General features: G+C 66.0%; 23 protein-coding genes. 10 read left to right on the top strand and 13 right to left on the bottom strand.

Annotated features, from left to right (window positions below):
• Positions 1–138: 138 nt before the first annotated feature.
• On the top strand, positions 139–1,365 hold the full coding sequence (locus MUG98_RS15480) for an amidohydrolase (RefSeq protein ID WP_265108341.1): 1,227 nt from the start codon (positions 139–141) through the stop codon (positions 1,363–1,365).
• On the top strand, positions 1,362–2,612 hold the full coding sequence (gene ilvA / locus MUG98_RS15475) for a threonine ammonia-lyase (RefSeq protein WP_265108340.1): 1,251 nt from the start codon (positions 1,362–1,364) through the stop codon (positions 2,610–2,612). Before MUG98_RS15480 ends, ilvA begins: the two co-directional genes overlap by 4 nt.
• Positions 2,613–2,771: 159 nt before the next feature.
• Here the strand turns inward: ilvA and MUG98_RS15470 are convergent, their stop codons facing one another.
• From MUG98_RS15470 to MUG98_RS15445, 6 genes are all read right to left on the bottom strand, one after another.
• On the bottom strand, positions 2,772–4,133 hold the full coding sequence (locus tag MUG98_RS15470; protein WP_265108339.1) for an aminotransferase class III-fold pyridoxal phosphate-dependent enzyme: 1,362 nt from the start codon (positions 4,131–4,133) through the stop codon (positions 2,772–2,774).
• A gap of 136 nt (positions 4,134–4,269) precedes the next feature.
• Positions 4,270–5,934, bottom strand: a complete 1,665-nt coding sequence (locus tag MUG98_RS15465) for a BCCT family transporter (protein ID WP_265108338.1) — start codon at positions 5,932–5,934, stop codon at positions 4,270–4,272.
• A 509-nt stretch (positions 5,935–6,443) separates the two neighbouring features.
• Positions 6,444–7,091: a DUF8102 family protein gene (locus tag MUG98_RS15460; protein ID WP_265108337.1), complete on the bottom strand. Its 648-nt coding sequence runs from the start codon at positions 7,089–7,091 to the stop codon at positions 6,444–6,446.
• 88 nt (positions 7,092–7,179) lie between these two features.
• On the bottom strand, positions 7,180–8,460 hold the full coding sequence (locus tag MUG98_RS15455; RefSeq protein ID WP_265108336.1) for an amidohydrolase: 1,281 nt from the start codon (positions 8,458–8,460) through the stop codon (positions 7,180–7,182).
• Positions 8,461–8,721: 261 nt separating this feature from the next.
• Positions 8,722–9,111 carry a Rid family detoxifying hydrolase gene (locus tag MUG98_RS15450; RefSeq protein WP_265108335.1) on the bottom strand — a complete coding sequence of 130 codons (390 nt, stop codon included), beginning with the start codon at positions 9,109–9,111 and terminating at the stop codon, positions 8,722–8,724.
• Positions 9,112–9,127: 16 nt separating this feature from the next.
• A complete protein-coding gene (locus MUG98_RS15445; RefSeq protein ID WP_265108334.1) occupies positions 9,128–10,510 on the bottom strand; it encodes an aspartate aminotransferase family protein in 1,383 nt (460 codons plus the stop codon).
• A 268-nt stretch (positions 10,511–10,778) separates the two neighbouring features.
• Between MUG98_RS15445 and MUG98_RS15440 the strand changes: the two genes are divergently transcribed.
• Positions 10,779–11,762, top strand: coding sequence for an alpha/beta hydrolase (locus tag MUG98_RS15440; protein ID WP_265108333.1), 984 nt, complete (start codon positions 10,779–10,781; stop codon positions 11,760–11,762).
• Between the two features lie 67 nt (positions 11,763–11,829).
• Here MUG98_RS15440 and MUG98_RS15435 read toward each other — a convergent pair whose 3' ends face one another.
• The 3 genes from MUG98_RS15435 to MUG98_RS15425 all read right to left on the bottom strand — a co-directional run bounded on the left by MUG98_RS15435 (position 11,830) and on the right by MUG98_RS15425 (position 13,698).
• On the bottom strand, positions 11,830–12,336 hold the full coding sequence (locus MUG98_RS15435; RefSeq protein ID WP_265108332.1) for a hypothetical protein: 507 nt from the start codon (positions 12,334–12,336) through the stop codon (positions 11,830–11,832).
• A 145-nt stretch (positions 12,337–12,481) separates the two neighbouring features.
• Positions 12,482–12,841, bottom strand: coding sequence for a 4a-hydroxytetrahydrobiopterin dehydratase (locus MUG98_RS15430; RefSeq protein ID WP_265108331.1), 360 nt, complete (start codon positions 12,839–12,841; stop codon positions 12,482–12,484).
• 311 nt (positions 12,842–13,152) lie between these two features.
• Entirely contained in the window at positions 13,153–13,698 is a 546-nt protein-coding gene (locus tag MUG98_RS15425) for a CDP-2,3-bis-(O-geranylgeranyl)-sn-glycerol synthase (protein WP_265108330.1), read from the bottom strand.
• A gap of 117 nt (positions 13,699–13,815) precedes the next feature.
• Between MUG98_RS15425 and MUG98_RS15420 the strand changes: the two genes are divergently transcribed.
• The 3 genes from MUG98_RS15420 to MUG98_RS15410 all read left to right on the top strand — a co-directional run bounded on the left by MUG98_RS15420 (position 13,816) and on the right by MUG98_RS15410 (position 15,985).
• Entirely contained in the window at positions 13,816–14,652 is an 837-nt protein-coding gene (locus MUG98_RS15420; RefSeq protein WP_265108329.1) for a proline dehydrogenase family protein, read from the top strand.
• A 39-nt stretch (positions 14,653–14,691) separates the two neighbouring features.
• On the top strand, positions 14,692–15,402 hold the full coding sequence (locus MUG98_RS15415) for a DUF502 domain-containing protein (RefSeq protein ID WP_265108328.1): 711 nt from the start codon (positions 14,692–14,694) through the stop codon (positions 15,400–15,402).
• A gap of 226 nt (positions 15,403–15,628) precedes the next feature.
• Complete coding sequence (locus tag MUG98_RS15410; protein ID WP_320443080.1) at positions 15,629–15,985, top strand: hypothetical protein; 357 nt, start codon at positions 15,629–15,631, stop codon at positions 15,983–15,985.
• Positions 15,986–16,225: 240 nt separating this feature from the next.
• Here the strand turns inward: MUG98_RS15410 and MUG98_RS15405 are convergent, their stop codons facing one another.
• The gene (locus MUG98_RS15405; RefSeq protein WP_265108327.1) at positions 16,226–17,155 is read right to left on the bottom strand and encodes a branched-chain amino acid transaminase; all 930 of its coding nucleotides are present in this window, start codon (positions 17,153–17,155) and stop codon (positions 16,226–16,228) included.
• A 102-nt stretch (positions 17,156–17,257) separates the two neighbouring features.
• A complete protein-coding gene (locus tag MUG98_RS15400; protein ID WP_265108326.1) occupies positions 17,258–17,803 on the bottom strand; it encodes a winged helix-turn-helix transcriptional regulator in 546 nt (181 codons plus the stop codon).
• A 306-nt stretch (positions 17,804–18,109) separates the two neighbouring features.
• Here MUG98_RS15400 and MUG98_RS15395 point away from each other — a divergent pair, with 306 nt between their 5' ends.
• Positions 18,110–18,460, top strand: coding sequence for a DUF7471 family protein (locus MUG98_RS15395; protein ID WP_265108325.1), 351 nt, complete (start codon positions 18,110–18,112; stop codon positions 18,458–18,460).
• A 49-nt stretch (positions 18,461–18,509) separates the two neighbouring features.
• Here MUG98_RS15395 and ribB read toward each other — a convergent pair whose 3' ends face one another.
• Both ribB and MUG98_RS15385 read right to left on the bottom strand, forming a co-directional pair.
• Positions 18,510–19,220 carry a 3,4-dihydroxy-2-butanone-4-phosphate synthase gene (gene ribB / locus MUG98_RS15390; RefSeq protein WP_265108324.1) on the bottom strand — a complete coding sequence of 237 codons (711 nt, stop codon included), beginning with the start codon at positions 19,218–19,220 and terminating at the stop codon, positions 18,510–18,512.
• Complete coding sequence (locus MUG98_RS15385) at positions 19,217–19,924, bottom strand: CTP-dependent riboflavin kinase (RefSeq protein WP_265108323.1); 708 nt, start codon at positions 19,922–19,924, stop codon at positions 19,217–19,219. The genes ribB and MUG98_RS15385 overlap by 4 nt, the downstream gene beginning before the upstream one ends.
• Before the next feature lie 291 nt (positions 19,925–20,215).
• Between MUG98_RS15385 and MUG98_RS15380 the strand changes: the two genes are divergently transcribed.
• Genes MUG98_RS15380 through MUG98_RS15370 form a run of 3 tightly spaced genes read left to right on the top strand, consistent with a single transcriptional unit; the run spans position 20,216 to position 23,312 of the window.
• On the top strand, positions 20,216–21,370 hold the full coding sequence (locus MUG98_RS15380) for a glycosyltransferase (protein WP_265108322.1): 1,155 nt from the start codon (positions 20,216–20,218) through the stop codon (positions 21,368–21,370).
• Positions 21,367–22,596 carry a glycosyltransferase gene (locus MUG98_RS15375; RefSeq protein WP_265108321.1) on the top strand — a complete coding sequence of 410 codons (1,230 nt, stop codon included), beginning with the start codon at positions 21,367–21,369 and terminating at the stop codon, positions 22,594–22,596. Before MUG98_RS15380 ends, MUG98_RS15375 begins: the two co-directional genes overlap by 4 nt.
• Complete coding sequence (locus tag MUG98_RS15370; RefSeq protein ID WP_265108320.1) at positions 22,593–23,312, top strand: glycosyltransferase family 2 protein; 720 nt, start codon at positions 22,593–22,595, stop codon at positions 23,310–23,312. Before MUG98_RS15375 ends, MUG98_RS15370 begins: the two co-directional genes overlap by 4 nt.
• Positions 23,313–23,342: the final 30 nt, after the last annotated feature.

The raw sequence follows: 23,342 nt of genomic DNA, 5'->3' as shown, positions 1-23,342 counted from the left end.
GAACCCGCGAGCGGGCGCGTCCGACTTTCAGCGGCGACTATAGGACACGATTGTCATCGGCTCTCTTATCCTTTTTGTGTAACCGACGTAAACACTGATTGTGTATAATTAAGTCACTGGGTCGCGTCAGCAACTCGCATGACCGACCCGATTCGGGACCGACTCGCGACGGTTCGTCGCAGCTTCCACCGCCACCCCGAACCAGCGTGGCGCGAATTCTTCACCACGGCCCAGCTCGTCGAGGAGATCCGTGCGATCGGCGTCGACGAACTGGCCGTCGGCCCCGACGCCTACGACCCCGCCGATCGGATGGCCGGCGGCAACACCGGCGCGGTCGCCGTCCTCGAGCGCGGCGAGGGACCTGCGATCGGGCTGCGCGTCGACATCGACGGCCTGTTCATCGAGGAATCGACCGACGAAGCACACGACCCCGCGGCCGAGGGCTTTCGATCGGAGATCGACGGGACCATGCACGCCTGCGGCCACGACGCCCACATGACCTGGGGGCTGGCCGTCCTCGAGGCGATCGAGGCGAGCGACTTCGCGGGCCGTCTGGTCGTCTTCTTCCAGCCGGCCGAGGAGATTTCCGGCGGCGGCTTCCCGATGGCCAAGAGCGAGTTCGCCGACGATCTCGACTACCTGCTGGCCGTCCACGTCGGTCTCGACCACCCCACGGGCGAGGTCGTCGCCGGCATCGAGAAACCGCTCGCGATGTGCCACGTCGACGCGACGATCGAGGGGACCTCCGCCCACGCCGGGAAGGCACCAAACGAAGGGGCCAACGCCATGCACGCGATGGGAACGGCGATCGAGAACGCGTACGGGATCCCTCGCCACAGCGACGGGATGACCCGCGTGAACGTCGGCAAGGCCGAGGCGGGGTCAGCGAGTAACGTCATCGCCGAGCACGCCCACATGGCGGCCGAAGCGCGGGGCGAGACCACCGAACTGATGGAGTACGTGAAACGGCGCCTCGAGCGGACGATCAGGTCCGCCGCCACGATGCACGGCTGCCGGGCCGACGTCGACGTGGTCAGCGAGTCGCCGCGGGCCGACAGCGACGCCGAACTCCAGGCGCTGGTGAGCGAAATTGCGACCGGCGTCGGGGGAATCGAGCGCGTGCTGCCGGCCGCCGATTTCGGCGCGAGCGAGGACGCGACCTTCCTGATGGAGCGCGTCCAGGACGACGGCGGACTGGCGACGTACGTGATCGTCGGTACCGATCACCCGACGAGCCACCACACGCCGACGTTCGACGTCGACGAGCGCAGCCTCGAACACGGCGTCGAGGTGCTCGTCGGGACGATCCGCGAACTCGAGGCCCGACACCCGGTGGCGCAGGCGGAGGACGGAATCGAGGTATGAGCAGAGATCAAAGCACGAGCGATCCCCCCGTCACCGTCGCGGACGTCGAGGCGGCCCGGGAGCGCATTACAGACGTCGTCCACCGGACCCCGCTCGACACCTCGCGGACCTTCGCCGAACTGAGCGGCGCGACCTCGATCGGGCTCAAACTCGAGAACGTCCAGCGGACGGGTTCGTTCAAGATCCGCGGGGCGTACAACAGGATGGCCCAGCTCTCCGCCGCGGAACGGGAACGGGGCGTCATCTCCTCGAGCGCGGGCAATCACGCGCAGGGAGTGGCGCTGGCCGGCGATCTGCTCGACATCGAAACGACGATCGTCGTCCCGGAGGTAACCCCCGCGGCGAAGATCGAGGCCACCCGCGGCTACGGTGCCGAGGTCGTCGTCGAGGGCGACATCTACGAGCGGTCCTACGAGTACGCCCTCGAACGAGCCGCCGAGACCGACGAGACGTTCGTTCACCCCTTCGACGACGAGGCGATCGTCGCCGGCCAGGGGACGATCGGGCTCGAACTGCTCGAGCAGTACCCCGAGATCGACACCGTGCTGGTCGCGATCGGCGGGGGCGGGCTCGTCGGCGGGATCGGAACGGCCCTGAAAGCCGCCGAGCGTGACATTCGTGTGATCGGCGTACAGCCGGAGGGCGCCGCCCACGCGAAGCCGTCGCTCGAGGCCGACGCGATCCACGAACTCGAGGACGTCGACACCGTCGCGGAGGGGATCGCGGACACGCGCATGCTCGAGACGACCTTCGAAATCGCCCGCGAGGTCGTCGACGACGTGGTCAGCGTGAGCGATCGGGAAATCGCCGCTGCAGTCACCTTGCTGGCCGAGCGCGCGAAGACGGTCGTCGAGAGCGCCGGGGCAGCGCCGCTCGCGGCTGCGTTGTCGGACGAGGTGGCCCTCGATGGCGAGCACGTCGGCGTCGTCGTCTCCGGCGGGAACGTGAACCTCACCGACCACGCCGAACTGACTCGGACCGGCCTCCACGAACTCGAGCGCTACGCCGAGGCCCGACTCGCGCTCGCGGACTGGCCGACGGCCGTCGGCGACGTCGCTGCCACCGTCGAATCGGCGGGTGCCGAACTGGACGCCCTCGAGCGCGCCCGTCGAACCGCAGTCGACCACCCGAATCGGACGCCCGTCACGATCGGACTCGAGGGAAGCGGTCCCGAACACGTAGACGGCGCGCTCGAGGCGCTCTCGGAACTCGAGGGTGTCTCGATCGTCGACCGATCGCTCGAATAGTCCCTCCTCGCACGACACTGGACCAGGGACTCGCGTCGTGATCTCCCGTCGGTGAGGTCGGTAAAACAGTATCCGTTTATCGAACCGACCAGAGACGATCGGTGGACGCGCTCGCGCCGAGCAGAAAAACGAAAATCGATCAGCGAAACCCGAAGGCCGTTACGCCACCCTGGCACTCGGACCGACGGCCTCGATCGCCTCCAGGAAGATACCGATCCCCAGTTCGATCTCGCGGTCGGTCGAGTCCAGCGGCGGGAGCAGCCGGATCGTCTTCTCGCCGCAACCGAGGGTCAGCAGGCCGCGCTCGAGGGCCGCCTGGACGACGGCGGTCCGACGCTCCGCAGTATCGAATTCGACGGCGAGCATCAGGCCCTTGCCGCGGACGTCCTCGACGTACTCGGGTGCGTCGTCGCGCAGGTGCTCTTTGGCCTGCTTCCCGCGTCGGGTGGCGTTGTCCAGCAGGTCGTGTTCCTCGATGGCCTCGAGGGTGAACGCGCCCATCATCGAGCCGAGCAGGTCGCCGCCGCCGAAGGTGGAACCCAGGCGATTCTTCTCGTCGGGGAAGATTTCGGTGCGGGAGATGGTCGCGCCGACGCGAAGGGCTTTCGCGCTGGCGATGACGTCCGGTTCGATCGGGTAGTGGTCGGAGGCCCAGATCTCGCCGGTTCGGCCGACGCCGGACTGGATCTCGTCGACGACCAGCGGGATGTCGTAAGTATCGGTGACGTCCGCGACCTCCTGCATGAACGCCTCGCTCGGGAAGCGGTAGCCGCCGACGCCCTGGATCGGCTCGAGCGCGAGGAACGCGACCTCGTCGGGTTCGACGTGGCCGCCTTCGGGTGCGAGCATCGACCGCAACTGCGAGTCGCCGCCCGCGAAGAAGCCGCAGTCACAGCGACTCGCGTCACAGCCCCGATCGGCACAGAACGGAACCGTCTCGATCCCACTGATTTCGGGGTAGTGGTGCGTGTAGACCGCCTTGGATTTCGTCAGCGACAGGGTGCCGAGGGTGCGGCCGTGGAAGCTGCCGCCGAACGCGACGCCGTATTTCGCCGGTGCCCGGTAGTCGTGGGTAATCTTCATCGAGTTCTCCATGGCCTCCGCGCCGGAGTTCGAGAGGAAGACGGTGTCCATTCCGTACTGGCTCGAAACCTCGGTCAGCTTCTCCATGAGGTGACTCGAGCCAGGGAAGGCGGCGTCTTCGGGGTCGGGTCCGGATCCGAAGTACATGTCCTGGCCCGCGATCTTCATCGGTTCGACGAGGTCGAACTCGCGGACCTTTTCGAGGACCTTCTCGTTGTTGTAGCCGAGCGGTGCCGCGCCGATGTGGCAGGTAAAGTCGAGAAGAACGTTCCCGTCGACGTCGGTGACGAACGGTCCGTCGGCCTCGCGAGTCACGTCCCAGACGAATTCGTGGGAGTACTCGCTGGGAGCCGAGTACTCCTGGTGGAAGTCGACCCACCGCTGCGCGTTCGGACCCGGAAGCGCGTCCGCGTCGGGTTCCGCCGTGTCCCTATCCATACACAGTTTATGTGTACCTCGTACATTAAAACTTGTTATGGATTGGCGAGGGTAACGGAACCGGCCGTCAGAAAAACGGGACGGCGCGACGGCCGACGCGGGACGTCGGTCCGCGAGGTGGTGGGCAGCGAACGGTTCAGTCGTCGTCCGACTCGACGGGGCCGCCTGGACCGGTCGGCGGTTCGGTTTCCGTTTTCGTACTCGAGCCGACGAGGACGGTCTCGTCCTGGAGTAACACCTGGCCGTAATTCGATCCGAAGTCCCTGATCAGCGAGAGCATCGCGATGAAGCAGACGAAGGCGAAGGGCGTGCCGGTGATGATCGCCGCCTGCTGGAGCGTGTTCGCACTGCCAGTCCCGCCGAGAATCATCAGGATCGCCGCGGTCATCCCGAGGACGACGCCCCAGAAGATGCGGTTGATCGACGACGGCCGGGCCTTCCCGCCGGTCGTCATCATCGAGACGGCCAGCGTCGAGGAGTCCGCGGACGTGATGAAGAACGTCGTCACGAGGATCATGAACGCGATCATGAACACCGTCCCGAACGGGAACGCCTCGAACAGGATGAAGCCGGAGACCTCCGCGCCGGCTTCGCCCGCCATCACCGCGCTGAAGTCGGCGACGCCGTTGTGATGGGCCCAGACGGAGGTGCCGCCGACGAACGTGAACCACGGGATGGTGGCCGCAGACGTCGCGACGATACCGGTGAACGCGACTTCACGGACGGTCCGACCCTTGGAGATGCGGGCGATGAACAGGCCCGCGAACGGCGACCACGAGAGCGCCCACGCCCAGTAGAAGACGGTCCAGTCGTTCATCCAGTTCGTGGCTTCCGGATTGCCTCCACCGAAGGCGCCGGCGCCGGTGAAGAGGCTCATCGAGACGAAGTCGGTGATCATCCCGCCGAAGGCCTGCGTCCCGAGCAGGATCAGGAACAGCGTCGGGCCGACGATGAACGTCGCGAACATGAGGATGACGAAGAGGACCATGTTGAAGTTCGAGAGTCGGCGAATCCCCCTGTCGACCCCCAGCACCATCGAGGTCGTAAACAGCAGCGTCATCATCGTCACCACGAGGAGGATACCGGCGTTCCCCATGTTGATGCCCCACTGGTAGTCGAGTCCGGTGATGAACTGGCTACCGATGAAGCCGAGCGACGTGGCCACGCCACCGATCGTCGCGAAGACCGCGAGGATGTCGACGACCTTCGCGAACGGCCCGTCGAGGTTCTCGGCACCGATGATCGGCGTGAGCGCCGAGGACACCCGCAGCGGGACGTTCTCGTAGTTGTACGCGAAGTAGCCGATCGCGATCCCCATGATCGTAAACACCGCGAGCTGGGGGAGCGCCCAGTGGAACAGCGTCTGCTGGACGGCAACGGTCATCGCTTCGGCCGAACCGCCCTCGACGCCGCCGAACAGCGGCGAGGGGTTGTCGTAGTAGAACAGCGCCTCGGTCGGCCCCCAGAACACGACGCCCGCCGCGAACCCTGCCGAGTACAGCATCGCGAAGAACGACAGGAAACTGTACTCCGGCGACTCGTCGCCGAGCCTGATCTTCCCCCAGGGGCCCACGATCAGGAACAGGAGGAATACGACGATCAGGAACACGATCACCAGCAGCGCCCAGTTAAACGCCCCGAGCAGCGAATCGTTCAGGGACGTGATACCGCTCTCGACGGAACCCGGACTGACGAAGAACGCGGCGATCACGCCGACGGTCAACAGCGCCCCGAACAGGAAGACCGTCGGATCGATCTCCTCGAGGAAGGTGTCGACCGCTCCCTTCTCAGCGTCACTCATTCGGTCTCACCTCCGGAATCGACCGATGGCTCGCTGATTGGTCGTGACCCCATCTACCGTCCACCATGATGCGTGATGGCATACCGAGTTGGTCGACCGTGTATACAATAAACGTTTCCCTCTTGGCAGAACCATATACAGATTATGTTTATTGGACGATCGAGCGACGGCGAGTCCCGGAACGCAGATAGGATCGTCCGCTCGTCCACGAATATCTCCAAATGTCCCACCTTTTAGAAATTATTCGCCACTCGTGCCCTGTTCACCCAGTCTCTGTGCGTACGAGCAACACGATCAGTCGTAACGGGACGGTCTCACGTCGCAGCCGGTACCCGCGGTACTGTATCGAATCCGGGCCACGAAAACCAGGAGACGGATCGAGTTACCGCGTCTCAGCCCGATCACGACCGACAGTGCACTGGCGCGGCCGTCCACGATCGGACGGCGAGGTTCCTTCCGGATCGATCGAAAAGACGGGCCGTCGGAGTCCCCGAACGGACACGAACCGCTCAGTTCGTCAGTTCCTCGAACTTCTGCTCGCGGACGTCGGCGCTCTCGGACACTTTCTGGCTGAACTCGTCGACACGGTCTTTGATCTCCTCGCGGGTCGCTTCCGGTGAGAACGCGTCGGACATCGTCAGGAGTCGGACGAACGCCCGGAGTTCCTCGTCGGTGAGCTGGGCGAACTCCTCGTTCTCGAGTTTTTCGACGACCTCGTCGACGTCGATCTGGCCGACCGGTTCGACGTTGAACTCGACGTTGACCATCCGGTAGTTCGAGCCGGCGAGTTGCTGTTCGGCCTTCCCGACGCCCTCGGAGAGCATGTCCTTGAACGGGGTGTAGTAGCCCATCGTCCCGAGGTGGAGGAAGGCGAGCATGTCGGTGATTCCCCGGGTGTACGCGTCGCGGTCCTCGTCGTTGGGGTCGAAGACCGTCTCCCGGTCGCGCTCTTCCATGTACTCGAAGAGAATGCTGAAATCGAGAATCGCGTTCCGGACGCGGCGTCGGATCCGGTTTCGCTTCTGTTTTTTCGAGTGATCCGTGTAGTCCGTCTTCCGGCCGAGCAGGAAATCGCGGTCGGAGGGCGTGAGAATTCCGCGCGGGCGATCCGAGTCCGCTGCCGTCTGCAGCGACTCCGGCAGGTCGTCCTGACTCATATACGGTACACGGAGAGCGCGCGAATTAACGTTTCTGATCCGGCGAACGTGATATCCGACGAACAAATCGCAAGGCGGGGCCGCTCCCTTACGGGCGCCGGCGGGAGAGTTCGATAGCCGTCTCGGACAGCAGCGCCACCCCGATATCGAGACTGCGCTCGTCGACGTCGAACGTCGGCGTGTGGTGGCTCGTCGGGTGATCGGTGCCGATCAGGACGTACGTCGCCAGTCCGCCGTCGTCCTGGACGCGCTCCATCAGGTAGGTGACGTCCTCGCTCACGCCGAAGTCTTCCGTGGAGACCACTCGTTCGACGCCCTCGACCTCCCACGCGACGTTTCCGACGAGGTCGCGCAGGGCGGGATGGCTGTCGACGCGGGGCGACTCGCTGATCACCCGCGGCGTGACGTCGCAGTCGTGCATCTCGGCGGCAGCGTACAGTACCCGTTCGAGTTCCGTGCGCATGTACTCCATCAGCGCGGTCGTCTCGCCGCGGACCTCGGCTTCGATCGTGACCTCCTCGGCGACGACGTTGCTCGCGGTGCCGCCTTCGATGCAGCCGACGTTCACGCGGGTCATCCCGTCGCTGTGCCGGGGAATGCCGTACGCGTTCTGAATAGCTGTCGCCGCCGCCTGCATGGCGTTGGCTCCTTCGTTCGGTGCCTTCCCGGCGTGGGCGCTGGCACCCTCGAACGTCGCGGTCAGGTGGGCCATCGCGAGCGGTTTCTCGATGCCGGCGACGACCTCGCCCGTGGGGTGGCCGAGGCCGATGTGAAGCGCGAGGAGGTAGTCGACGTCGTCGAGGTAGCCGCTCTCGGCCATCGCCTTCCCCCCACCGGAAATCTCCTCGGCCGGCTGGAAGAAGACTTTCAGCGTGCCCGCGAAGTCGCTCTCTTTGACCGCCTCGAGCGTTCCCAGCGCCATCGCGACGTGGGCGTCGTGGCCGCAGGCGTGCATGTAGCCGTCGTGTTCGGATCGGAACCCTTCGGCGGCCGGCCGGTGGTCGCTATCGTCGGCCTCCCGCATCGAGATCGCGTCGAGGTCGACGCGCAACCCGATACAGGGCCCCGCTCCCTGCTCGAGCACCGCGACGACCCCCGTCCGCCCACCGGCAGTGCGCTCGAGGATATCCGATCGAACCCCCGCCTCGCGGGCGCGCTCGAGCCAGGGCTCGAGTTCGGACTCCGGGGGCACGGCCATGCGCTCGTCGATCGCCAGCGCGTCGCGCCCGACGGCGATCTCGTCGACGCCGATCCGCTCGAGTTCCTCGACGACGCGTGCGGTCGTTCGGAACTCGCGCCATCCGGGTTCGGGATGGCGGTGAAACGCCCGCCGGAGATCGCGCAATCTGTTTCGCACGTCGTAGGACATTCTTGCCGGTTGTACGCCTGGAGGATACTTAATCGTAGTCGATAATCGGACGCCGTTTACGGACGATCGATGGAGAGCGTCACGAATTCGATCGGATTCGGCTCGATTTTGCACGCGGGAACGAACGGTGACCGACGCGTCCGGTCCGGGACGCGTCGAGGATCACGAAACACAGCCAGTGCCCGATGTTCCGGTCGAACGCGGTTTGCAGTTTGGAACCGGTCGATCGTCTCTGCAGTTGGTTCTCGCCTCTCGAACCGGCTACCCGAGGTACGCGGTCGCGTCCAGTTCGATGCGGACGTCCTCGGGGAGTCGCGAGACCTCCACGCAGACTCGTGCCGGCGGAGCGTCGTCGAATCGTTCGCCGTAGGCCTCGTTGACCCGCTCGTAGTCCGCGAGGTCGGTCAGGTAGACGGTCACTTTGACGAGGTCGGCGAGGCCGTCGCCGCCGGCATCGTCGACCACGGCGGCGATGTTGTCGAGCACGCGATCGGTCTGGGTGGCGATGTCGCCGTCGACGACCTCGCCCGTGTCGGGATCGACGGGGCCGTACCCGGAGACGTAGAGCGTCTCTCCGGCACGGACGCCCTGTGAGTAGGGGTTGTCGTTGCTCGGTGCGTCGTCGGTTTCGATAGGAGTCGCGTCAGTCATGGCCTGCGTGGTCGGGTCAGGCGGTCCGTGCGGCCTGCTCGGTCACGTGTTCGATCGCCTCGACGACGACGTCGAGGGCCGTCTCGGCGAGTTCGTGGGTGAGGACGAGCGGCGGCAGGAGCCGGAGGACGCTGCCGTGTCGCCCGGCCGTCCAGACGAGGACGCCGCGTTCGAAACAGTACTGCTGAATGGCGTCGACGAGGTCGCCGTCCGGGGAGCCGTCGGCGTCGACGAACTCGGCACCGATGAACAGCCCCTGTCCCCGGACTTCGACGAGTCGATCGGTTTCCGCGGCGGCTTCGCGCAGTCGGCCGCGGATCGTCTCGCCCAGATCGCGGGCGTGGGCCAGCAGGTCGTGGGCCTGAATGTACTCGATCGCCCGTGTGCCGGCCCGCATTCCGACGACGTGACCCCGGTAGGTGCCGGCGTGATCGCCCGACCCCCACGTGTCGAGGTCCTCGTGATAGATCGTCGCCGACAGCGGGAAGCCGACGCCGCCGAGCGCTTTCGCGGAGGTCATCGCGTCCGGCGTGACCCCCGCCCAGTCGCAGGCCCACCACTCGCCGGTGCGCCCCAGTCCGCTCTGGATCTCGTCGAAGACGAGCGGGATCTCGTTGTCGTCCGCGATGTCGCGAAGCCCCTGCAGGAACCCTTCCGGCGGCGTCACGACGCCACCCTCGCCCTGGATCGGTTCGACGAAGATCCCGGCCGGGTTAGCGAGACCGCCGTACGGATCTTCGACGATCGCCTGGACCTCCTCGAGCGCGTGATCGACCGCTTCCTGGGGTTCTTTCCCCTGATTGACCGGGTACGGGTACGGCGCGTGAACGACGTCCGACAGCAGCGGCGTGTAGTGGCCTTTGAACTTGGTGTTCGAGGTGATGCTCATCGCGCCGGTCGTCGCACCGTGGTACGCACCGCGGAACGCGACCAGACCGTCGCCGCCGGTGTTGTACTTGGCGAGTTTGATCGAGGCCTCGATCGCATCGCTGCCCGTGGGACCGCCGAAGACGACCCGGGTGTTCCCTTGCAGTCCGTCGGGCGCGATCTCGTCGAGTTTTTCGATCAGTTCGAGTCGTGCCTCGGTCGGGAAGTCGACCGTGTGGACCAGTTTGTCCGCCTGCTCGTGGACGGCTTCGAGCACGTACGGGTTCGCGTGGCCGACGTTGAGGACGCCGATGCCGGCGAACATGTCGATGTACGTGTTGCCGTCGGCGTCGCGGACCGTCGCGCCGCTTCCCTCCTCGAACGCGACGGGGATGTCCTCCGGATAGGCGACGGCATTGCTGTCGATTTCCCGCTGTTTTTCGAGCAGATTCCGGGAGTTCGGTCCTGGAACGGTGCCGACGTCCGGCGCGTCGTCGTAGTGAAGTTCGTCGATCGGTGGGCCTACCGTCATACGTTGGAGCAAGTGAAACAACGATAAATAGTTTGTCCACAATATCCATATAGCACATACACAATAATCGGTTTTTGATATGTGGCCGGACTTCGAGGGGTTCACGGTCGATACGGGCCGCGATCGGCGATTTTCGAGGTCTTCAGCGAGCTACGAACGGTCGTTCCGTAGTCGTCGCCACGATCAGTTCGGGGTGCGTATACCGGACAGGACGGCCCGTCTTGCGAGGAGGTCACGTTTTTTGACGATCCGGTTCGATTCACGGACGATGACGCCCACCGCTGCGGACGAGCCACATCCCGAGGCACAGGCCGTCCTCGATGCGCTCGAGGCGATGGACGTTCCGTCGCTCGCAGATCTCACGCCCGAGCGGGCGCGCGAGACGATGGCGGCGATGTTCGATCGAGACTCCGACATCGCGGTCGCGCGCGTCGAGGACCGCCGGATCGACGGGCCGGCCGGCGAGATACCGATCCGAATCTACGATCCCGATCCGGGTTCCGATTCCGATCGGGCTGACGACGAGTCCCGACCCACGATCTGTTATTTCCACGGCGGCGGCTGGGTCGTCGGGAGCATCGACGCCGACGACGCGACGTGTCGCAAACTGGCGACCGAGACCGGCTACCCGGTCGTCAGCGTGGGCTATCGCCTCGCCCCCGAACACCCGTTCCCGGCCGGGCTCGAGGACTGTTACGCCGCGCTCGAATGGGCCGCCGACAGCGTCGACGACCTCGGTGGCGATCGGGACCGGATCGTCCTCGCGGGCGAGAGCGCGGGCGGGACCCTCGCCACGGCGACGTGCCTGCTGACGAACCGTCGCGACGGACCGCCGGTCGCCTACCAGGTGCTCTTCTACCCCGCGACGGGGGACGCGACCGGAACCGACTCGTACGAGGCCTACGGCGACGGCTACCTGCTCTCGACCGAGGAGAGCGAGTGGTTCCGGACCCACTACTTCGAGCGCGAGATCGACGAGGCCAACGTCTTCGCCGCCCCGCGACTCGCGAGCGATCGCCTGCTCTCGGACCTCCCGCCGGCGACGATCGTCACGGCGGGGTTCGATCCGTTGCGGGACGACGGGGCGGCATACGCCGATCGGCTCGCGGAGGCGGGCGTTTCCGTCTCCGACCGGAACTATCCCGACATGATCCACGGCTTCGCGGGGATGCTCGAGCCACCGGTGGAACTCGAGGTGGCCCACGAGGCTCACGCCGACCTGGCGGCAGACCTGCACGAGGCGTTCGAGTGAGTCCTCAGTTCTCGGCGGCGTCGGAGATCGAGGACGAGATTCCGACCCGCGGACCGTGCCAGTCGGTCTACTCGAAGATCGTCTCCGGCCGCTTGAGGTACACGTCTTGCTCGGTCACGCGTTCGTAGATCCGGTACAGCGTGTCGACTGCCTCGGCGTCCGGTTCGAAGTGGACGTGTGGAGCCGAGTGATAGCCGCGGCAGGTGACCAGGAAGAAGTAGAGCGTCCGGTGGTGTTTCGGCGTCGCGTCGACGACACCGAGTTCCGCCCCGGCGAGGTCGTCGGAGAAGTCGTTGAGCATGCCCGCGATGTCGTCGTGGAGTTGATCGTCCAGCCGGTACTGGGGCATCCCGAACGTCTGCTGGAGGAACTCGGTCGTCGCCTTGAGAAACGGGTTCGAGTCGATACCGGTCGGGTCGACGGCCGCGAACGTCTCGTAGAGCGAGAGGAGCGTCGACAGTTCGTCCCGCGTCACCGCGATCGGCAGTACGGGCTCCCCGTGCGGGAGCGAGTAGTCCGGAAAGCTGTGGGATCGCGGGTCGGGTGGCTTCGAGAGGATCGTCTCGACGTCCATGACCGGATCTACGCGGTCGAAGGCCTAAAATCCGGGACCGGACTCCGAGTGCCGATCGGCCGCCGAACCGGCGGCCGCCGGTCCGTCATTGCCGGCCGATCGGAGTCGTTCTCAGTTCGATCGGAGCCGGTCACGCGACTCGGTACTACGCGTCCGGCGCGTACGCCTCGTAGAACCGGTCCATGCGGGCGGCCATGATGAAGTCGGTCTCGAACAGCCCGTCGATCTTGTGGGTCCACATCTCGATCACGACTTCACCCCAGGAGAGGTGGATGTCGGGGTGGTGCCACTCCTCCTCGGCCAGCTCGCCCACCTCCTTCGTGAACTCGAGGGCGTCGCGAAAGTCCTCGAACTCGTAGGTCCCCTCGAGGTGGTGTTCGTCGACGATTTTCCAGACGTCGGTGTCGAGGTTCTCGTACAACTCGTCGAGTTCCGCGCCGTCGAGCGGATCGTCGTCGCTGGTACAGGCGATACACTCCCGATCGGCGAGTGTCGTCTCGGTCATACGGGTGACTACGCCGACGAACCACATGTAGGCCACGCACGATGGTGTGACAGTCAGTCCGGACGAAGCAGGAACCGCCGTCGTGGGCCGGACGGAGAGTGGTCCAACATCGGCCCACTCCCGTCGTCGGCCGGAGATCGCTCAGCGGCTGATCTGTCCCGACTCCCGGCCACGCGTGCGGCTCTCCCGTCGTCGGTGACAGATCGTGAGAAGTGTGCACGTGGGACACAGTAGTCGTTCGCCCGACATTCGCAGGGATCCGCCACCGGATCCGAAGGACGTCGCACCGGCGAACGGCGAGTCCTGGCGGCTCACCAGGGTTCGTTCTTCAGTCCGAGCTGGTACGCGATCACGTTCGTCGTCACGTGCAACAGCGGCGTGAGCACGACGACGACGAGGATCACGTCCCAGGTGAACACCTCGCGGAACCACTCCGTCGCGAGCAGGGCGGTCAGCGGGAGCGAGACGACGACGAAGTCGAGCTGATCGAGTCCGGGGAACATCGCCCCGCGCTGGCGGCCCGTCCGGCGTTTGAGAAACGACGCGAGGACGTCGCCGAGCATCGCCCCGGCCGCGAGTCCGATCGCGGCCAGCGGATCGAACGCCGGCACGTCGATCCCGATCGCAGCACTCACGTCGTCGGCGAGCAGCGAGAGCACGGCCGCGAGCGCCACGCCGGCGAGGATGCCTGCGGCCGTCCCGCGCCACGTCTTCCCGTTTCCGAGGACCCGCCTGTCCCCCCACGTCCGACCGCCGTCGATCGGCCGGCCGCCGCCGGCCAGGACCGCGGCGTTGTTAGGGACGTAGGCGGGCAACATCGCCCAGAAGGCGACGACGATCGTCTCGATCACTGCCATATCGACCGGGACGAACCCCGGTATCTTAATCGCCGGTGGTTCGTGCTCGTCGGCCGCCCGCTCTGTCGGTGAGAAGTACCACCAACTGCCTTGGTGATGGCGTTACATTGGTGACGTATGATCCCGCCGATCGCGAATCGCTTCGTCGCGGGGGAGTCACCGGCCGAAGCCCTCGATCACGTCCGACAGCTGAACGAACGCGACCGCAAGGCGATCGTCAACCTGCTCGGTGAACACTACGACGATCGGGAGTCGGTCCGGGCGGACGCTGCGGAGTACCGATCGCTCGCGGCCGACATCGCAGCGGCAGACCTCGACGCCTGCATCTCGATCAAACCCTCGCAACTGGGGCTGGATATCGGCGAGGACGTCTTCCGCGAGGAACTCACCGAGATCGTCGACACCGCTGCCGAGGAGGGAGTCTTCGTCTGGATCGACATGGAAGATCACACGACGACCGACGCGACGCTCGACGCGTTCGAGGATCTCGCCTGGAAACGCGAGGGCGGAGTCGGGGTCTGCGTCCAGGCCAACCTCAAACGCACCCGCGAGGACGTGAAGCGACTCGCCGACGTCCCCGGCAAGGTCCGCTTCGTCAAGGGCGCCTACGACGAACCCGCTGCTCTCGCTTACAAGGACAAGGCCACGGTCAACCGCGAGTACGAGGCACTCCTCGAGTACGCGTTCGAGCACTTCGACGACGGTATCGCGGTCGGCAGTCACGATCCGGCGATGATCGACCGCGCGATCGAACTCCACGAGGAACACGGGACGGACTTCGAGATCCAGATGCTGATGGGCATCCGCGAGGACGCCCAGGACACCCTCGCCGAGGACTACGAGGTCTGGCAGTACGCCCCCTACGGCGACCGCTGGAAGTCGTACTTCTATCGGCGGGCGATGGAGCGAAAGGAAAACCTCTGGTTCGCCGTCCGGGCGATCGTCGGCCGGTAAAGGGAAGGGCTCATTAGCCTTTGGTGAGAGAATCTCTACATGGCTTCGTGGAAGCGGGATTTCGCGAGCGGGCTGATCGTCCTCGGCCCGATCCTCATTACCCTCTACGTCATCTTCTGGCTCTACGGACTCGTCGCCGGGGTGACTCCCGAACTCATCCTGAACGAAACAGCCCTTCAGCGGCTGATCCCGGGTGGCAGCGAGCAGGCCCAGCAGACCCGCGAGCAGCTCGCGCAACTCATCCGCGTGATCGTCGCGCTCACCGTCTTCATCATCCTCACGTTCTCGGTCGGCTACCTGATGCGGACGACGATCGGCGGCCTCGTCGAACGCCTCGTCGACGACGTCGCCAACCGCGTCCCCGTCGTGCGGGTCGTCTACAACGCCTCGAAGATGGCCGCCGAGACCGCCTTCGGCGAACAGGAGTCGCTCCAGAAACCGGTCAAGATCGAGGTCTGGGACGGGCTCCGGATGACGGCGTTCAAGACCGGCAAGACCTCTGAAGACGGCAGGGAGGTCCTCTTCCTGCCGACGTCGCCGAACATCACGACCGGATTCGTCGTCGAAGTCGCCCCGGAGGACATCACCGAACTCGACGAGGACGTCGAGGACGCGCTCACGCGAGTCCTCAGCGCCGGATTCGGCGACGCGAAACGCAATCGCGGCATGGACGCCGGGGTCTCGATCGACGTCGTCGACGAAGCGAGCGCGAACTCGACGGGGAACCCGGACAAGGCCGACGACGACTAACGACCGGTTACTCCGATCGCTCAGTAGCGCGACCGACACCGGTCTCTCCAGCCGATCGGGACGATTCCAGACCGGTGGGAGCGAAGCAAGGACGTTTTGAGATACCGTCTCCTTCCCTCGGTACGAAGCGACGAGCGGTCCTCGCTTCCGTCTCGAGCGTTCCCCTCCTTGCGGGCTGTCTGGTCGAGGAGACGACCGTCTCGGCCGCGGGAGCATCGACGTCGTCGTGAACGGGGTCCCGATCGATCTCTCCGCGGACCGGTTCCAGTCCGAACACGCCGAGAACGACCCGATCGCGTTCCACCTCCACGAGGGTCACGACGAGTGGTTCACGGAAGGCGAGGATCCGGTCACGTTCGCGGAGGGGATCGACCTGCTCAAGCATTTCGAGTATACGGACGCCGACGGTGATCACGTCGTGAGGATCGACGGCGAGACGTACGACGCCGGTAATCCGGGGACGACGATGACGTTTACCGTCACCGTCGACGGCGACGAGATCGATCCGACCGCGTACGAACTGCAGGACGGCGACGACCTCCGACTCGAGGTTTCGACCGGAGACCGATCGATCGGAGACTGAACATCGGAATCCAGAGATTCGTGGCCGAGAGCGTGCTCGCCCGGTCTGGGCGAGCACGCGATCCGGGGGAGGGCAGGCTACTGATACCGACACTCGCCGCGAGCGTCGTCGCAGGCGACGCGAGCGGGCCGACGACTGATGTGGAGGTGAGCTTCGCTCACCGGAACGGAGGGAGGAGTGCTTTTCATCAAAATTTTCCCGTGGAGTGCCTCCGGCGCCCCGCAGCGCAAAAGTTTGCGTCTAGACGTAGTGGAACCACTCGTCGTACTCGTCGGTGCGCCGCTCGACGACCTCGAAGAATTTCGACTGGATTTCCTCGGTGATCGGACCGCGGGAGCCGTCGCCGATGACGACGTTGTCGACCTTCCGGATGGGCGTGACCTCGGCGGCGGAACCGGTGAAGAACAGTTCGTCGGCCGTGTTGAGTTCGCCGCGGGAGATCGAGACGTTGTCGTGGACGGTGTAGCCGAGGTCCTCGGCGAGCGTGATCACGGTATCGCGGGTGATGCCGTCGAGAATGGACTCCGAGAGCCCGGGGGTGTAGAGTTCGCCGTCACGCACGAGGAAGATGTTCTCGCCGGGGCCTTCGGCGACGTTGCCCTCCTTGTTGAGCACGATCGCCTCCGCGTAGCCGTTGCGGCGGGCTTCTTCGCCGGCGAGCATGCTGTTGACGTAGAGGCCGGTCGTCTTCGCGTTCGTCGGGATCTGGCTCGAGGCGTGTTTCCGCCACGAGGAGATCATCACGTCGATTCCGTTCTCGAGGGCGTCCTCGCCGAGGTAGGCCCCCCACGGCCAGACGGCGATCGCCGTCCGGGTGGGACAGTCCTTCGGGCTCACGCCCAGCGAGTTGTAGCCGTAGAACGCGAGCGGTCGGATGTAACAGGAGGGCAGTTCCTGGCGCTGGATGAGTTCGATCGTGGCCTCGGTGAGTTCTTCGTTCGAGAAATCGATGTCCATCTCGTACGGTTTGGCGGACTGGAAGAGCCGATCGAGGTGTTCCTCCCAGCGGAAGATCGCGGGCCCTCGCTCGGTGTCGTAACACCGCGCGCCCTCGAAGACGCCCGTTCCGTAGTGGAGTCCGTGAGTGAGCACGTGGATCTGTGCCTCGTCCCAGTCGACGAACTCCCCGTCCATCCAGATCGTGTCGACGTCCATCTCGTCGAATCCCATGCTCGGAAGTGTTGCAAGCCACCGTACTAAGTGTTCGCGATTCGGGGGCCGAGCGGTCGACCGGGAACGGTCGGATTGCGCGCCTGGCCTGCAACGAGGCGTTCAGTCGGCCTCGGTGGCCCGGTCGGCTTCCGGCGCGTTCTCGAGGAGGCCGTCGACGAGTCGGGTGAACCGATCGACCAGCCGATCGGGAACGGTCGGCGTGACCTCCGAGAGCAGCGGGGCGGTCCGATCGGGGTTCGCGAGGCGGAGACTGACGCGGTTGCGATCGTCGTAGCGTTTCTCGACGACGTCGTGGTCGGTGAGCCGGTCGAGGTGGTACTCGAGCGTGCTCCGGGCGATATCGAGGTCGGCGGCGACCGTGGCAGGATCGACTGGCTCGTGTTCGATGAGGTAGACGACGATTTCGCGGGCGGTTTCGCGCCGGAACAGCGCGAGGACGGCGCGTTCCCACTCGTCGTAGCCGGGCGGGTAGTAGTGGGTCTGCCCGTAGAATTCGTTGCGGACGAGTTCGTCCGCGTCCAGCAGTCGACGGACGTGGTACTGGATCTGTCCGGGTGCGAACTCGGATCTGCGGACGAGTTCGTTGAAATGGACTCCGGCGTTCGTGTGGATGCGATCGCGTATCTGTCGTCGCGTCTCGCTCATGTGAATCCGTCCCGGAATCTCGACTAGGGACTATTGGCACCTAGCAGTGAAGCCGGCATAAGGCGGGTCGATCGTTCCCGGCGGCTGAGAATCGACGGTGGACAGGCGGGCGAATGGTTCGACTGACGATCGAGCCGGCACCTGGTGGCGTCCGCAGTAGCCGGCGCTGGTGGGTATCGCTGGCGGTCGCGGTAGCCGGTGCTGGGTGGCGCTACCGGTAGCAGTCGCCGCCGACGCCTCGTGTTCGACTCGATCGCTGACCGAAGCACCTACGGTACTCTTCGACCCAGCTAGAGTATAGCGGACATGGACTACACGAGCCCGTTCGACGTCCCGTGGCTGGATCCACAGCTGGCGCCCGTTCTCATCGTCATCATCGTCCTCGCCGTCCTCGGGACGACGGTGCTCTTTTGCTGTGGCGTCGTCGCGTATTGGCGGCGTCGATCGACCCGGTATCTGCTGATCACGATCGTCCTCGGGTTGCTCGTGGTCCGATCGCTGGTCGGTCTCGGGACCGTGTTCGGACTGGTGCCGATGACGGTCCACCACCTCGTCGAACACAGTTTCGACTTTACGATCGCCGTGCTCGTGCTGTACGCGGTGTATCGGGCCGGGACGACCTCGGGTCGGGTCTCGATCGGGACCGACGACGATTGAGGTGCGAGAGACGAACCCGAGGCGATCGTTCGGCCCACGTGCGGCGAGGTCAGCCGAGCCGTGACGTGATATCGCTGCCCTCGAGGTAGGCGAAGCCGTGGCGATCCGCGTAGGCGCGGGCGTCGGCCGGCGTGAGCGCCTCGCCGGTCTCGTCGTCGAGCATCTCGCAGACGACGACGGCAGAGGGGAGGTCGGCGACGTCGGCGAGGGCGATTCCCAGTTCGGTGTGGCCCTCGCGCTGGGCGAGCAGGTCGGGGGCGGCTTTCAGCAGGTGGACGTGGCCGGGGACGCGGAACTGCTCGGCGAAGTCGACGTGTCCGGGAGCGGCGGCGGCCGCGCCGAGCGCCTGGATAGTTGTCGATCGATCGGCGTCGGTGATCCCGGTGTAGGTGTCGCGGTGGTTGACCGTCAGCGAGAACGAGGAGCGTTCGTCGTAGCCGAGGTCGTGGTCCCCGGCGGCGGGGTGGTCGACCTCCTCGGTGTAGAAGGGGAGGTCGAACGCCTCCGCGACGTCGTGGCCGAGCGCGACGCAGACCAGCCCGCCGGCGTCGTTTCGCAGGCGGGCGACGGCGTCGGGCGTGACGGCGTCGGCGTGATAGATGAGGTCCGTCTCGCCTTCGCGATCGGCCGCGTCGTGGACCAGGATCGGGTCGCCGGTCCGGAGCGCGTCGAGGGCTCGATCGAACGCATCGAGGTCGGCGGCTCTCCCAGCGTCGCCCGGCCCCGCGTTCGAGCGGGCGCCCGCGTGACGGCCAGTCATCGCCGATCACCCACGGAGACGGTGACGCGGTCGCCGTCCTCGAGGGCGAGTTCCTCGCGGAGTTTGTCGGGCGCGATGACCTCGAGTTGGTCGTCGTCGTGGTGGGTCCGTTCGGGGGCGATGACGTGGGCCCGATCGTAGCTGTCGCCGTCGGCCGTCTCGATCGTCGCGGGGTGACAGACAGCAGGGCCGTACGTCCGTTCGTCGTCCTCCCAGCCGTCGATCGGGACCGGTTCGAGCGAGGAGACCGCGCTCCGCCGGCGGACGCTGTCCTCCCGGAGGTCGACGTTCAGCGTACCGGGGAACGGCTCGTACCCCAGCCGGTCCTCGAACTGGCGGCTGTAGCCCGGCAGCGAGATGTAGTGTCGGCCCTCGCCCATCCCGCTGGTGACGGTGCCGTCGAGTTCGACTTCGGAGTCGCTCTCGAAGATGCGGCGGTAATCCTCGTACTCGGCGTGGAGGGTTCGTTCGCCGTCGTCGGTGATCGCGACCCACTGGCCGTCGCTGACCGTATCGCGCTCGAGCAGGTCCGCACTCTCGAGTCGCTGGAGCCGTCGCGAGGCGGTCTGGTTGGACGCGTCGAGCCGATCGGCGAGGTGAGAACAGGAAATCTTGACGTCGCCCTCGAGCCCGCCCTCGAGAGCGAGCAGTTTCAGCACGGCGAGTTCGTCGTGACCGACGGCGGACTCAGTCGTCAGTGACATGGGTGTGGATTGGGAGCCCCTCCCTAAAAGCATACCGAATATGGCATGCGTAACGAAACTGTGATGCCGTTCACGACGGTTTATCGCGTACTCCGGAATTCCGGTCCGGACGCAAAAAGCCACCGGTCGGAGCACGACGCTCCTCGTCGGTCGGTGAAGCGATCGGTGCCCGCTCGCCATCGCCGCTGTCGTTCGGCGCTGGGACCGGATTGCCAGGGGCAACGACCTTCCCTTGGACAATGCAAGCCGTCTGGCTATATACCGATCTGTTGAGGGTCTACGCGTACTCGTATGAAGCGGCTCCTCGAGGCCCTGTTCGGTCTGATCGCACTGACGGGACTTCCCTATCTAATCTACCTCGGCGTGTACTACCTCCGGCGTCCCTCGGGTACGCCCGCCGACACGTGGCCTCGAGAGCCGTCGGTGAGCATCGTCCTGCCGACGTACAACGAGGCGGCGATCGTCGAGTCGAAACTCGAGGAACTGGTCGAACTGGACTACCCCATGGATCGGGTCGAACTCGTCGTCGTCGACTCGAGCGACGACGGGACGGCCGACCTGGTCGAGACCTTCTTCGCCGGCCGCTCCGACCCGGACCTCACGCTCATCCGAAAAGACGAGCGCGAGGGGCTCGCGATCGCGCTGAACGAGGCCTACGCCGCCGCCGAAAACGAAATCGTGGTCAAGACCGACTGTGACTCCCGTCTCGCACCCGACGCCGTCAGGCGGGCGGCCGCGAACCTCGCGGATCCCGAGGTGGCCGCGGTGACCGGCCGCAACGCCGACGTCATCGGCGGCAGCGAGGTTGAGCGGGGCTACCGGGACGTCCAGACGATGATCCAGGTCCTCGAGTCCCACATCGACTCGACGCTGATCTTCCACGGGCCGTTCTCGGCGTACGAGCGCGACGCGATCGTGCCGGTCGACGCGGACTCGATCGCGGACGACACCGAACTCGCCCTGCGAATTCGCCGTAACGGGGGGCGGGTCGTCTTCGATCCCGCCATCCGGTACCGGGAAGCCGCCCACTCCTCGTTCGGCAAGCGCCGCGACCAGAAGGATCGCCGCGCGATGGGGCTGTTACGGCTCCTGTGGCGACAGCGCGACGCGCTCGGTCGACACGGAGCCTACGGCCGCGTCGTCTTGCCGTTCAACTGGTGGTTCATGGTGATCTCGCCGTGGCTCGTCGCCGGATCGCTCGCGCTCGCGACGGTCGGCTCGCTGGCCGTGCTGGGCCCCCTCGGACTGATCGTCCCCGCCGGCGTCCTCGCGTTCACCGCGCTCGGCTCCCGGGATGCGCTCGGTCCGGTCCAGCCGCTGTACTCCCTGTTCGACACGCAGATATCGCTGTTTCGCGCGAGCGTGGCGCTCCTTCGCGCCGAGGACGAGACCGAACACGACGGCACCTGGACGCCGGATCGGGAACTCCGGGAGGTGTTACGGTGACCGACGTCGCGATCCTCCACGATCGGTTCCCCGGCGTCGGCGGCGGCGAGGAGTTCGCGATAGAGGCCGCGCGGGTGCTCGACGCGCCGATCTACACGACCTACGTCGCCGAGGGGACGGCCCTGCCGGACGACGTCGAGGTGATCCCGTTCCGGCAGGCCAAGTACACCTCGCTCCCGTGGCGTCCGTTCCTCGAGTGGAAAAACGAGGGAATGAACCCCCTCGAGACGCTCAACGTGGCACTCGACGTGACCGACGCCCACGAGGACCTCACCGGGTACGACGTGATCCTCGAGAGCGCGCCGCTCTCGAAGAACTACGTCCCGACGACCGACCAGCGGATCGTCCACTATCCGCACAGTCCGCCGCGCTGGCTGTACGACCTTTACCGCGATCGGCTCTCGTCGTTCCGAAAACCGTTCGTCGAGGCCGGCGTCAAGGCCTACGCGAAGGGCTGGCGGGCGCTGGACAAGGAGGCCAACGATTACGTCGATCGGTTCGTCGCGAACAGCGAACTCGTCCGGGACCGAATCCGGCGCTTCTACGACCGGGACGCGGCGGTCGTCTACCCGCCGGTGACCGGCGACTGGCGCAACGAGGGCGACGACGGCTACTTCGTCACGTGGTCCCGACTCGCCCCCGAGAAGCGGACCGACCTGATCGCGAAGGCCTTCGCGGGGCTCGACGAGCGTCTCGTGATCGCCGGCGACGGGCAACAACGCGATCGAATCGAGCGGATCGCAGCGACCCACGACAACGTCGAGGTGCGGGGCTACGTCGAGGACATCGAGTCGCTCGTCGCACGGGCGACCGCTGTCGTCTACGCGCCGAAACGTGAGGACTTCGGGCTCGTCGGCGCAGAAACCATGATGGCCGGCAAGCCCCTGCTCGGCGTGGACGAGGGGTTCACGCGGTACCAGATTCAGAGCGGTCGGACGGGGCTCCGCTTCGACCCGACCGTCGCCTCGATCCGGGCCGCCGTTCGACGATTCGATCCCGACGACTTCGATCCGGTCGCGATCCGCGAGGAGGCGAGGCGGTACGAGTACGAGCGGTTCGCACAGGGGCTCCGTGACGTCGTCGCGGAGACGGCGTCCGCGGAGCCGCATTCGAGATCCGGCGGGGACCGGGACCGGGACCGGGATCGGTCGCGATGGGGCGACGCGGAGGGACGGCGCACCGACGAAACGGGATCGACCCGGCTCGAGGGGGTGACCGACGAGTGACGGAACCGCCGGTCTCACGCGTCTCCCGCCCGATAGACCACCCCGATCCCCGCGTATCGGTGGTCGTCCCGACGATTCCCGCGAACAGCCACGACGCCGTCGTCGAGCACCTCCGCGAGCAGACGGTCGACGCCTACGAGGTGATCGTCGTCGACGACGCGACGCTCGACATCTGCGAGGCGCGCAACGAGGGAATTCGGGCCGCCCGGGGGAGTATCGTGGCGCTGACGGACGACGACTGTCGGCCGCCCCGTGACTGGCTCTCGCGCGTCGAGCGCGCGTTCGATCGCGACCCGGGCCTCGTCTGCCTCGAGGGGGCCGTTCACGGCGGGCGGACCTACGACGGCGAGCGACGCTACGTCGGCTGCAACCTCGCGTTCGATCGCGAGGGAGCGGTCGCCGTCGGCGGCTTCCGATCGGCGTTCGCCGGCTGGCGCGACGACACCGAGTTCGGCTGGCGGATGGAGCGCGACGCGCCGGGTCACTGCGCGTACCACGACGACGTCCGAATGCTCCATCCGGAGCCGCCGCGAGCGACGCTCGACCGGAACCTCGAGGCCCGCCTGCGAGAGGAGTATCCCCGTCGGTACGAAGCGGTGCTCGTTCCGGACACCCTCCCCGGCCGAGTCAACGACTGGCTGTGGCGCAAGGGGTTCTGGAACCTCGTCGACGCGATCCGGTACGACCTCCCGAACGCCGTTCGATCCGACAGATGACCACGACTCCCGATCACGATTGCACTCTCC

The sequence above is a fragment of the Halosolutus halophilus genome, from assembly GCF_022869805.1.
GTDB classification, from domain to species: domain Archaea; phylum Halobacteriota; class Halobacteria; order Halobacteriales; family Natrialbaceae; genus Halosolutus; species Halosolutus halophilus.
This window is presented reverse-complemented; position numbering and strand designations above follow the sequence as displayed.